Below are 10,970 nucleotides of genomic sequence, written 5' to 3'. Positions count from 1 at the left end.
CGCCCTCGAGCATGCGACCGGCGGGGATGCCCGTCCATGCGGCGACGACATCGGCGACGTCGTCGGGCCCGACTTCCTCCTTGAGCATCACGTCGCCGTCGGCCGACGCACCGGTCGCCTCGGCGGCAGCATCGAGCCTCTTCTGCAGTTCGGGGATGCGGCCGTAGCGGAGTTCGGCGACCTTGCCGAGATCACCGTCGCGTTCGGCGCGTTCCTCCTCCCCGCGCAGAGCTTCGAGCTGTTCCTTGATCTCCCGGACGGAGTCGATCGCGGTTTTCTCGTTCTGCCAGCGCGTGGTGAGCTGGCTGAGCTTCTCGCGTTCGTCGGCGAGTTCGGAACGGAGCTTGTCGAGGCGGTCCTTCGATGCCTCGTCGGTCTCCTTCTCCAGCGCCATCTCCTCGATCTCGAGACGCCGGACGATGCGTTCGACGGTGTCGATCTCCTCGGGACGCGAGTCGATCTCCATGCGCAGACGCGACGCCGCCTCGTCGACGAGGTCGATGGCCTTGTCGGGCAGGAACCGCGACGTGATGTAGCGGTCGGACAGGGTGGCCGCGGCGACCAGCGCGGAGTCGGTGATCCGCACCCCGTGGTGCACCTCGTAGCGCTCCTTGAGTCCGCGCAGGATGCCGACGGTGTCCTCGACGCTCGGCTCCCCGACGAGGACCTGCTGGAAGCGACGTTCGAGGGCAGCGTCCTTCTCGATGTACTTGCGGTACTCGTCGAGAGTCGTGGCACCGACGAGCCGCAGCTCACCGCGAGCGAGCATCGGCTTGATCATGTTGCCGGCGTCCATCGCCGACTCGCCGGTCGCGCCGGCACCGACGATGGTGTGCAGCTCGTCGATGAACGTGATGATCTGCCCGGCGGATTCCTTGATCTCGTCGAGCACGGCCTTGAGCCGTTCCTCGAACTCGCCGCGGTACTTCGCGCCCGCGACCATCGAGCCGAGATCGAGGGAGATGACGGTCTTGCCACGCAGCGACTCGGGGACGTCGCCGGCGACCACGCGCTGCGCAAGGCCCTCGACGATCGCCGTCTTGCCGACGCCCGGTTCACCGATGAGAACCGGGTTGTTCTTGGTACGCCGCGACAGCACCTGCACGACGCGACGGATCTCGTTGTCGCGGCCGATGACCGGATCGAGCTTGCCTTCGCGCGCCCGCGCGGTCAGATCGGTGGAGTACTTTTCGAGCGCCTGGTAGCTGGCCTCGGGATCGGCGCTGGTCACGCGGCGGTTGCCCCGGACGGTAGTGAACGCGTCACGAAGGGCGGTCGGCGTCGCGCCGTGCCCGGCGAGGAGTTTCGCGACGTCCGAGTCGCCGCTCGCGAGACCGACGAGCACGTGCTCGGTGGAGACGAATTCGTCGGTGAGTTCGGTGGCGAGTTTCTGCGCCGTCGTCATGGCCGCGATCGCTTCACGGCCGAGTTGTGGTGTGGTGGTGGCTCCGCTGGTCTGCGGAAGACGGCGGACGAGGTCCTCGGCTTCCCTGCGGACCGCGGCGGGGTCGACGCCCACCGCTTCGAGCAGCGGGCCGGCGATGCCGTCGGCCTGGTCGAGCAGCGCCACGAGCAGGTGGGCCGGACGGATCTCCGGGTTGCCCGCAGCGGACGCCGACTGAAGTGCAGCGGTGAGTGCGGCCTGGGTCTTGGTCGTCGGATTGAACGAATCCACTGCGCGCCCCTTTCTTTCTCGGTGCACCCACGCGCCGCGAGTGCCCCATGTCGATTCTGCAGCCGATCCCCTCTCGTGGACAGGTCTCGGCGGTGTCGAACTGTCCAACCGATCATAAGTTGAGTTTGTTCCACTCAACTTTCCTGAGTTCAGTGACACTCGTCACAACCGGTTCGCGGGATGCGACGAACCTGGTGGTCAGTGGCCCGGTGGCCTCCGAACGACTACAGTGGCGGCGTTCGCGCAGCACCGATACAGGGAGGATGGCGTGGAGGCTTTCGCCATCGCCCGGGTTCAGCTCAGCTTCGCATCGATCATCGCCACCCCCACCGGGGCCGAACGCTTCGCGACGGCGTTCTACACGGCCATGTGGGCCGAGTCCACCGGCATCCGCGAACTGTTCCCCGCCGGGATGGAGAGCATGCGCCGCCGGTTCTCGACCGCGGTCGGCTGGGTCGTCGGACGTCTCCACGAACCCGACACCGTCGACAATTTCCTGGCACAGCTCGCCCGCGACCACCGCAAGTACGGCGTCGAACCCGTGCACTACCGCGTCGCCGGCAGCGCCCTGCTCGTCGCCATCCGCGAATGCACCCCCCTGATCCTGTGGACCGCGGCGCTCGAACGGACGTGGGCCGAGGTGATCGACCGGCTCGTCGAGACCATGGCGACCGCCGCCGCCACCGACGACCTGCCCGCCTCGTGGGGCGCCACCGTCGTCGGCCACGAACGCGTACTCCCCGACCTGGCGATCATCCGCCTCGAGACCGACGGCCCCATTCCCTATCACGCCGGGCAGTACATGAGCGTGCAGATCCCGCAGCGTCCGCACATGTGGCGGTACCTGTCCGCGGCCATTCCACCGAACCCGCACGGGCAGATCGAATTCCATGTGCGACGGGTCTCCACCGGATGGGTGAGCCCCGCGCTCGTCGGCGAGACCGCCGTGGGCGACCGGTGGACGATCGGCCCGCCGCTCGGCGGCCTGCACGTCGACCGCGAGAGCGGCCAGGACGTGCTGATGATCGCCTCCGGCACCGGTCTCGCACCCATGCGCGCGCAGATCATGGAGATGGCGATGCGCGGCGACAACCCGCGCGTCCATCTGTTCTACGGCGGCAAGTACCCGTGCGACCTGTACGACCTCGAGACCCTGTGGCAGATCGCCATGACCAACCCGTGGCTGACCATCGTGCCCGTGCTCGAGGAGAAGGAAAACCCTTGGTGGCACCCGGCTCCCGTGAAGGAACCCCCCACCGGCCTCAACCGGCCGGTGTACGGGAAGCTCGGTAGGGTCGCCGGGCAGTTCGGTACGTGGGCCGATCGTCAGATCCAGATCGCCGGGTCGCCGTCGATGATCCGGACCACGCTGTACGCGCTGTCGGCGGCGGGCACCCCGCGTCAGAACATCAGCTTCGACCCGCTCTGATCCGCGTGCGCAGTTTCCGTGCTGCGAGGATGTTCCGCACCGGGGACACCGAACTCGGCGGCTACATCCGCTGCGCCGCGACCGCCCGCGCGAATTCCGGATGCGCCTGCGACACGACGAGTTCCGAACCGTCCTCCGCCACCGACATTCCCAGGGTCGCCCGTTTCGGTTCGAGCACCCGCAGAGCGACGTAGATCGGCAGGAACGACAGGCCGAAGACGCTGAGCAGCGCCAGGCCGTAGATCTTCGGGGCGCCCTGCACGAGAGCGAACACCAGTGCGAGGAAGATGACACCGAGGACCGTGCATGTCGCGGCGGCGGCGATCTGCCAGCGCGTACGGACGGCGACGCACCGGGCACACACCGGCCAATCGACCGCGGCGACCTGCACGGCGTAGGCGGCTTCGAGTGCCGAGCCGATCCGGCTCGACCCCCCGCGGGGCTCCGACGCATCGGCCGCGACCGTCACCCGGACACGACCGGTCTCGGGTTCGCCGTGCCGCGGGCAGATCGGCGGAATGGGATCGACCGGTCGTATCGAACCGTCTCCGAGCGTGTTCGTCGCCCCGGAACCCGGATACTCGACCGCCAACCGCACCTCGACCCGCTGGGCGTCCCCGTTCACCATGCGAGGGAGTATGTCAGCACGCCCCCGGCAGTGAAAGACCGCCTGCGACGATCAGTGCTCATACGGTTGCGCGGAGGCAGGAAGGCCCCCCGCACGTCCGTCCTCGACGGCGCGCACGAAGTTCGGATGGGCGTCTGCGACGACCAGCACGGAGGCGTCGGCCGGGGCTTCGAGTCCCAGCCGGCCCTGACGGATGTACCGGACTCCGAGTCCGAGAGCGGGAGACCCCAGACCCGCGAAGAACGCCATCGTGCACAGCGCCATGTTCTCGCGCGCTGCACCGACCGCGCCGAGGATCACCACGGCGAGCAGGAGCAGCGCCGCGCTCGGTGAGGAAGACGTCCACTCCCCCTTCCGGCCTCGGCTTCGCTTCGTCGCGGCGCTTCGGTTCCAGACGTACTTGCGCGCGAGCGCCTTTCGTGATCCCCCGAATCCCGTGGACGAAAAGTGTGACGGGCGGTCGCGACACCCGCGTCGATGCTCGACACTCTCGCGGTGCCGGTGTCCGGTGCACGGGAGGATACGTCCCACGACGAGCGCCTGCGGCAGCGGAACACAGAAGCGTGATGTAACGCGGATCACACTTTGTGCGATGCCCCATCATCAGCCACACACAGAGGAACGGACATGAGCAGGATTCACGTGTGGCTCGCGATGGTCCTCGCCATCGCGGGGATCGGACTGATCGGCCCGACCGCGTCCGCCGCAACGCCCTATTGCGGCATCACCTGGGGTTCGCTCGACACATCGAACCCGACGATGGTCACCTCACCGTTCACCGCCGTGCGATCGGGACGGCACGAGTGTTTCGACCGGATCGTCGTCGACCTCGCCGGGCCGGCCGCGGGCTACCGCGTCGGCTACGTCCCCACCGTCTACGAGGACGGTTCCGGATTCGAGGTGCCGCTGCGCGGAGGCGCCTATCTCCAGGTGGTGATCCTCGCTCCCGCCTACTACGTGCCGGCCGACCGGCGCGAAGTGGTCGATGTCGCCGGCTACCGCACCCTGCGGCAGGTGGCATGGGCCAACAGTTTCGAAGGCCAGACCACCCTCGGAGTCGGGGTGCGCGCCCGGCTGCCGTTCCGGGTGTTCACCCTCGACGGCCCCGGCAGCGGTTCACGGGTGGTGCTGGACGTCGCGCACCAGTGGTGAGACAGAGAACAAGTGGGGCAGCAACTCTCGGCGACCGCGGACGGCCGCCGAGACCTGTTGCAGGAAACCGGACTGTGTGCAGTTCACGAAACCTGGTCACGGGCGGTTCCGTCTTCCCGTTCCAGAGCGTTTCGCAGCGAACTACAGAGCGTTTCCACAAGCATCGAGGCAACGACGCAGGGCGTTCAGCGCGTCAGTAACGGGAGTTCATCGAGTAAGCGATCGAGCAGGTGCACGTCGGAGCGGTCCGGACGGGGCGGTACCTGTGTCACAACATCGAGGTTCTCCGGGAAACTGTGAAGGACGCGGCCTGGGTCGAGTCGCTCGACGGCTGCGTACCATTCGGCGAGCGGGTCGGACAGCCGGGCATGCAGGTCGAAGTGCCGTCGCCGACGAGTCGGGTCACCGTTACGTTGCGCCATCAGGCGCTGAGGATCGGGAATCGACAGCAGCACCATATCGGCGAATCCGAGACGACGATCGAGGAACATCTCCCGGACCGCTGCGAACTCGTGCTCGAAGCGGCTGATCGGTTCCGCGCCCACGGCGGCCAGGCACCAGCTGTAGTGCAGTTTCAGCGGATCGCTGTCGCATATCGCGAGGTCGGTGGTCTCTTCCAACACCAGTGCCTGTGTCCAACGCTGTGTGTTCACCCTGGACCAGTACCGTGCCTGTCCCTTCGGGTCGGAGCCGTCCGGTTCCCACCCGGTCGGACTGTATTCGGCGACAAAGGGTCGGCCGGTGGCGCGGCACCAGGTGGTCTTCCCTGCGGCACTGGGGCCTTCCACGGCGACAATCACCGGTACACCTTATTCACCTTCGAGGAGGAAGCAACCGGTCGCAGCGATCCGCTACGTGCTGTCGCGCCGCAATATGTAGAGGTCCCTCGGACTACCGTCGGGAGCAGGATCACTCGCCCCGACACAGGTGAATCCATGACTTTCGTAGAGTCGGCGGGCCGGGGCTCCTCCGGCAGTGTCGGCGGTGAAGGTGACTACTTCGATAGTCTCGGTCGGCCATCTGTCGACGATGGCAGCGATGAGCGCATGACCGACACCTCGACGGCGCTGAGAACTGAGTACCGCCAGCCAATGAATGTGGTGGGGCTGGTTCGGGCGGCTCAGTAGCGCGGCGCCGGCGACAGTGTTTCCGGTGGCGATGACCAATGCTGTGCGGCGTTCGATTGCGCGTCGCACACGAGCCTCGAAATCGGGCATCGGCCCGAACAGTGGTTCGACTTCCGCGGCGAGTTGCATCCACGACGGGAGATCGTCCACGGTAGCGGCACGGGCCGGCGTCAGCACGTCAACAGTGTGGCACGCCGATTGCCGTCTTCGATCCGCGCACATGCGGCGAATGTCCAGAGCGCTCTGTAGGCCAGGCGATCAGTCCCGAGCACCGTTCGTAGAGTGACGAGATGCCCCGCGAAGTCCACAAGGCCGTCTGCTACGTCGTGCACGACGACCACATGCTGGTGTTCACGCACCGCGATGTCCCGCTGACGGTGACGGGCGTGCAGGTTCCCGCCGGCACTATCAAGCTCGGCGAGTCCCCCGAACAGGCCGCCGTTCGCGAGCTGTTCGAGGAGACCGGCAGACGTGGGCACGTGGTGCGGCCGGTAGGGCTACAGAGATACGACTTGCGGCCCGTGCGGGACGAAGTTGCAGTGCGGCACTACTTTCGGATGGCGATGCCGGGTGCTGATGTCACCGAGCGATGGTCGGCCGGAGAGTCGGATCCTGCGACTGGTGGGCCGGTCGTGGTGTGGGACTGCTGGTGGCTTCCGATAGCAGAGGCGCACGTGCTGGCTGCGGGTCTCGGGGGACTCCTGGGCACGATGCTCGAGGAGATGTCGCTCTGTGAGCGAACCCGGACTCTGGAGTGACGCCTGAGACATCTTCTCATCGATGCCCCCTATGAAAACGAGGTCACGCGACCCTTCGAGTTCGTGACCTCGTTCGTCGCAGTTCGTAGAACTGCTCACTGCACAGCGCAGTGGAGACGGTCAGCGGTAGGACGCCCGCAGCGTCTTCTTGTCGAGCTTGCCCAGCGGTGTCAGCGGCAGCGAGTCGAGGAAATCGACCGACTTGGGCGCGTGCACCGAACCCTTTGCGGCACGCACCTTCTCGACCAGCTCCTCGGCCGGTACCGACTGCCCCTCGCGCAACACGACGCATGCTTTGACGGCCTCGCCCCACTTGGCGTCGGGCACACCGACGACGGCCACGGACGCGACCGCCGGGTGCGACGAGATGACGTCCTCGATCTCGCGGGGGAAGACATTGAACCCGCCGGTGACGATCATGTCCTTCTTGCGATCGACGATCGTCATGAAGCCGTTCTTGTCGGCGCGCGCGACGTCGCCGGTGTGCAGCCATCCGCCTCGCAGCGCGTCGGCGGTCTCTTCCGGCTTGTTCAGATAGCCCTTCATCACCAGCGGACCGCGCACGCAGATCTCGCCGAGTTCGCCCTGCGGCACCTCGTTCAGGTCGTCGTCGAGCAGACGGACGTCGAGCCACGGCACGGGCCGGCCGCACGACGCGAGGCGCCCCGGATCGTCGGCCAGGTGCTCTTCCTTGCGCAGCACCGAGATCGTCATGCCGCATTCGGACTGCCCGTAGAACTGGAAGAAGACAGGACCGAGCCGCTCGATCCCCTCGCGCAGGCGGGACGGCGACATGGCCGACGCGCCGTAGAACAAGGTCTCGAGACTCGACAGGTCGCGGCTGTCGACATCCGGGTGGTCTAGCAGCATGTAGATCATCGTCGGCACGAGCATGGTCGCGTTGATGCGGTGCTTCTCGATCGTTTCGAGCACGAGCGCGGGGTCGAAGTGGGGCAGCACGTAGAGGCAGCCACCGCGCAGGAGTGTGGGGACGAAGAACGCCGCACCGGCGTGCGAGAGTGGGGTGCACACGAGGAAGCGGGGCTGCTCGGGCCACTGCCACTCGGCCATCTGGATCTGATTGAGGGCCGCGCCCGAACGGAACGAGCCCATCACGCCCTTCGGCTTCCCGGTGGTGCCGCCGGTGTAGACGATGGACGAGGTGTCCTCGATGTCGACGGGCGCGGACACGAGCCGCTGCTCGGTGAACTGCTCCGACAGGGCGAGAATGTCGGTTCCGACCGAGGACGGGCCGAGAGAGAACAAGTTCTTCAGGGTCGGCACCTGCTCGCGCAGCTCGGCAGCGCGCTCCTCGAAGTGGCCGGGGTCGAAGATCAGGGTCTCGATCCCCGCGTCGGTCGAGATGTACAGGTGGTCGGAGAGCGACCCCATGGGGTTCAGCGCGGTGTTGCGGCAGCCGGCGACCATCGTGGCGCCCATCGAGATGAGCACCTCGGGCCGGTTCTTGGACAGCATCGCCACGGCCGATCCCTGCCCGACCTCCACCGATGCGAGCGCCTGCTGGAACCGGCTGATGGCGGCGCGCATCTCGGCTCCGGTGAGGACGACGTCACCGAGGTGCAGGGCGGGGCGGTCGGCGCTGCGATCGAGCGCGGTGATGAGGAGATCGGGCGTGAATGCGGGACGGTAGAGGTCGGCGTACTCCTCGGGCATGGTCGTCCTTCCGGTGTGCTGTGACGGTCCGTTGTGTGACGTCACCGGTCGGCGTTCCCCGTTGTGGTGACCATCACCTGCCGATGGTCACGATAACCGCTCCGAGCCTAAAACTGAAACACGTTCCACCCTGCCTTTTCGGTGATTTCTCGCCTAGAGTCTTGGGCACATCCGGCGACGACGCCCGATTCGGACGCTCACCTCGGCGACGACGCCGATTCGTTGCCACAGCACACCACCCGGGGGATCGCGCATGCAGTCGGCCACGTCGTCACCGAGCAAGACCGAGACGGCAGTCACCGCAACCGTCGTCGAACATCATCGTCTCCGGCACGACCTCGCCGTCGTCCGCCTCGAATGCGACGACGCCATCGTCGACTTCCGCCCCGGCCAGTACGTCGACGTCGCTGTGCCGCAGCGCCCCACGCTGCCGCGTCGCCTCTCCCCCGCCCTGCCGCCCTCGTTGGACGGCAAACTCGAGTTCCACGTGCGCACCGTTCCGGGCGGCTGGGTGAGCGGGGCGATCGTCGCCGACACCCGACCGGGCGACGTATGGCAGATCGGCGCGGGCCGCGGCGGCGACCTCCACATCGACGACACCGGGCGCATCGTCATCATGGTGGCCGGCGGAACGGGCCTCGCGCCGCTGCGCTCGTTGATCCTCGACGCGGCGCGCCGACCGGAACCGCCCCGCACCTTCCTGTTCACGGGCGCCCGCAACCCGTGCGACCTGTACGCCGCCGACATGCTCACCCTCCTGTCGGAGGCGCTGCCGTGGCTGACGGTGGTGCCGGTCGTGGAGACCCTCGAGATCCCCGACGTCCCCGACCCCTGGTTCGAGCGCATCGCGCCGCGCATCGACGAGTTCGGACCCGACCCCGACGAACTGCTCGAGGGCAGTATCGACGAGGTCGTCACGTCCTACGGCGCGTTCGGCGACCACCAGGTGCTCGTGTGCGGTCCGGCAGCCATGGTGCGCACCACCGCTCAGCGGCTGATCGAGACGGGCACCCCGGCCGAGAACATCCGCTACGACCCGTACTGAGCGGCGTCGCGGGCAGCGATGTACCCGAACACCAGGCCCTGTCCGATCGTGGCACCCGCGCCGGGATAGCTGTGCCCGAACGCGTTGGCCGCGGTGTTGCCGATCGCGTAGAGACCGGTGATCGGGCTGCCGTCCTCCCGGAGAACCCGCGCCCGCTCGTCGGCGCGCAGGCCACCGCAGGTACCGAGATCGCTCAAGGTCATCTTCACCGCGTAGAGCGGCCCGTGGGTCAGGGGACGCAGGTTCGGATTCGGCTGGACCGTGGGGTCGCCGTAGTAACGGTCGTAGGCGCTGCGTCCACGCCCGAACTCGGAATCCGTTCCGGCTGCGGCGTCGTCGTTGAACTTGCCGAAGGTCGCCGCGAAGGTCTCCACCGGCACCCCCATCGATGCGGCGAGCTCTTCGGCCGTGGATGCGCGGTGGGCGATGCCCGCCTTGTACCAGGCTTCCGGGAGCGGCTGACGCGGGAACACCCCGGCCGCGAAGACATAGCTGTTGCGGTACTTCTGGTCGAACACGATCCACATCGACTCGACCGGATCACCGGTACGTTCGCGTTCGAGCACCAGCTGTCCGAAGGACATGTAGTCCGACGACTCGTTCGCGAACCGTCGTCCGGTCTGATCGACGATGAAGGAACCGGGCAGGGAACGCTCGGCGAGCATGACCATCGGCGGCCTACCCGGGCGGGTCGGTGCAACGGCGGGGAACCACCATGCCTGATCCATGAGGTCGAGATCGGCGCCGACCTCCTGGGCCGCCTTGATCGCGTCGCCCGTGTTGGTCTCCGCACCGAGACTCTCGTGATCGAGCAGGCTCTCGGACTGGTACTTGCGACGCATCGCCATGTCGTGATCGAAACCGCCCGCAGCGAGCACCACACCGCGACGCGCGGTCACGGTGACCTCCCGCCCGTTCTGCGCCACGACCGCACCGGTCACCCGGTCACCCTCGGTGACCAGACGCACCAGCGAGGTCTCGGTCCACACCGGCACCCCCGCCTTCAACACACCCGCGAACAGGCCCGCGGCGATGGCCTGTCCACCGGCGACGTATTCACGCTTGACGGCGAGTCCGGCGACGCCCTGTGCCAGCCGCTTGAAGATGCGCGGGAAACCCTTGTGCGGCACGCGCAGCATGAGGTTCATCCACTTGTAGTCGGCGCCCGTGGTGGGCATCGGCAGGCTCGCCTCCATGAGTCCCGGACGCAGTCGCGACCGTTCCTCTCCGAGCACCGACAGGTCGAACGGCCGGCACTCACAGCTGCGGCCCACCGCCGAGCCACCCGGAAGTTCGGGGTGGTAATCGGAGTAGCCCTCGGCCCAGAACAGCTTCATGGGAGTGGCGCGACGGAGCATCTCGACCGTCTCGGTTCCGTAGTCGACGAAGGCTTCGCCCCGCTCGACGGGGGCGTACCGTCGACGACCGACCGAACGTAGGTGTGACCACGCTCGACGGTGTCTCCCACGAGCCCCGGACTCC

The 10,970-nt window shown here is 67.3% G+C and carries 10 protein-coding genes and 1 pseudogene; 4 read left to right on the top strand and 7 right to left on the bottom strand.

Annotated elements, in window-relative coordinates; translation table 11 throughout:
- Positions 1 to 1,675, bottom strand: a 1,675-nt coding sequence (locus R1101_RS0109090; RefSeq protein ID WP_016933129.1) for an ATP-dependent Clp protease ATP-binding subunit, incomplete at its 3' end; no start/stop codon positions are given.
- Positions 1,676 to 1,943: 268 nt separating this feature from the next.
- Here R1101_RS0109090 and R1101_RS0109085 point away from each other — a divergent pair.
- Positions 1,944 to 3,104, top strand: coding sequence for an FAD-binding oxidoreductase (locus R1101_RS0109085; protein WP_016933128.1), 1,161 nt, complete (start codon positions 1,944 to 1,946; stop codon positions 3,102 to 3,104).
- 61 nt (positions 3,105 to 3,165) lie between these two features.
- Here R1101_RS0109085 and R1101_RS0109080 read toward each other — a convergent pair whose 3' ends face one another.
- On the bottom strand, positions 3,166 to 3,732 hold the full coding sequence (locus R1101_RS0109080) for a hypothetical protein (RefSeq protein WP_016933127.1): 567 nt from the start codon (positions 3,730 to 3,732) through the stop codon (positions 3,166 to 3,168).
- 51 nt (positions 3,733 to 3,783) lie between these two features.
- Entirely contained in the window at positions 3,784 to 4,035 is a 252-nt protein-coding gene (locus R1101_RS30935) for a hypothetical protein (protein WP_016933126.1), read from the bottom strand.
- 324 nt (positions 4,036 to 4,359) lie between these two features.
- On the opposite strand from R1101_RS30935, the gene R1101_RS0109070 reads away from it, so the two are divergent.
- Complete coding sequence (locus R1101_RS0109070) at positions 4,360 to 4,884, top strand: AMIN-like domain-containing (lipo)protein (protein WP_232284712.1); 525 nt, start codon at positions 4,360 to 4,362, stop codon at positions 4,882 to 4,884.
- Positions 4,885 to 5,069: 185 nt separating this feature from the next.
- Here R1101_RS0109070 and R1101_RS0109065 read toward each other — a convergent pair whose 3' ends face one another.
- Positions 5,070 to 5,537: a hypothetical protein gene (locus R1101_RS0109065; RefSeq protein ID WP_232284711.1), complete on the bottom strand. Its 468-nt coding sequence runs from the start codon at positions 5,535 to 5,537 to the stop codon at positions 5,070 to 5,072.
- A 198-nt stretch (positions 5,538 to 5,735) separates the two neighbouring features.
- A complete protein-coding gene (locus tag R1101_RS31500) occupies positions 5,736 to 6,101 on the bottom strand; it encodes a GNAT family N-acetyltransferase (RefSeq protein WP_442969881.1) in 366 nt (121 codons plus the stop codon).
- 200 nt (positions 6,102 to 6,301) lie between these two features.
- On the opposite strand from R1101_RS31500, the gene R1101_RS0109055 reads away from it, so the two are divergent.
- On the top strand, positions 6,302 to 6,769 hold the full coding sequence (locus tag R1101_RS0109055; RefSeq protein WP_016933121.1) for an NUDIX domain-containing protein: 468 nt from the start codon (positions 6,302 to 6,304) through the stop codon (positions 6,767 to 6,769).
- Positions 6,770 to 6,889: 120 nt separating this feature from the next.
- On the opposite strand, the gene R1101_RS0109050 is transcribed toward R1101_RS0109055, so the two are convergent.
- Positions 6,890 to 8,443, bottom strand: coding sequence for an AMP-binding protein (locus R1101_RS0109050; protein ID WP_016933120.1), 1,554 nt, complete (start codon positions 8,441 to 8,443; stop codon positions 6,890 to 6,892).
- Positions 8,444 to 8,696: 253 nt separating this feature from the next.
- Between R1101_RS0109050 and R1101_RS0109045 the strand changes: the two genes are divergently transcribed.
- Complete coding sequence (locus R1101_RS0109045; RefSeq protein WP_016933119.1) at positions 8,697 to 9,488, top strand: FAD-binding oxidoreductase; 792 nt, start codon at positions 8,697 to 8,699, stop codon at positions 9,486 to 9,488.
- Here R1101_RS0109045 and R1101_RS26230 read toward each other — a convergent pair.
- A pseudogene (locus tag R1101_RS26230) lies at positions 9,473 to 10,970 on the bottom strand (3-ketosteroid-delta-1-dehydrogenase); the annotation flags it as partial. The gene R1101_RS0109045 and the pseudogene R1101_RS26230 overlap by 16 nt on opposite strands.

Source organism: Rhodococcus sp. R1101 (assembly GCF_000278445.1).
In the GTDB taxonomy this organism is placed as follows: Bacteria; Actinomycetota; Actinomycetes; order Mycobacteriales; family Mycobacteriaceae; genus Rhodococcus; species Rhodococcus gordoniae.
This window is presented reverse-complemented; position numbering and strand designations above follow the sequence as displayed.

What these genes read in the sequence shown, in the direction of transcription:
- R1101_RS0109080 (WP_016933127.1), bottom strand. Translation starts at nt 3,732, where the DNA reads ATGGTGAACGGGGACGCCCAGCGGGTCGAGGTGCGGTTGGCGGTCGAG.
- R1101_RS0109070 (WP_232284712.1), top strand. Translation starts at nt 4,360, where the DNA reads ATGAGCAGGATTCACGTGTGGCTCGCGATGGTCCTCGCCATCGCGGGG.
- R1101_RS31500 (WP_442969881.1), bottom strand. Translation starts at nt 6,101, where the DNA reads ATGCCCGATTTCGAGGCTCGTGTGCGACGCGCAATCGAACGCCGCACA.
- R1101_RS0109055 (WP_016933121.1), top strand. Translation starts at nt 6,302, where the DNA reads ATGCCCCGCGAAGTCCACAAGGCCGTCTGCTACGTCGTGCACGACGAC.
- R1101_RS0109050 (WP_016933120.1), bottom strand. Translation starts at nt 8,443, where the DNA reads ATGCCCGAGGAGTACGCCGACCTCTACCGTCCCGCATTCACGCCCGAT.
- R1101_RS0109045 (WP_016933119.1), top strand. Translation starts at nt 8,697, where the DNA reads ATGCAGTCGGCCACGTCGTCACCGAGCAAGACCGAGACGGCAGTCACC.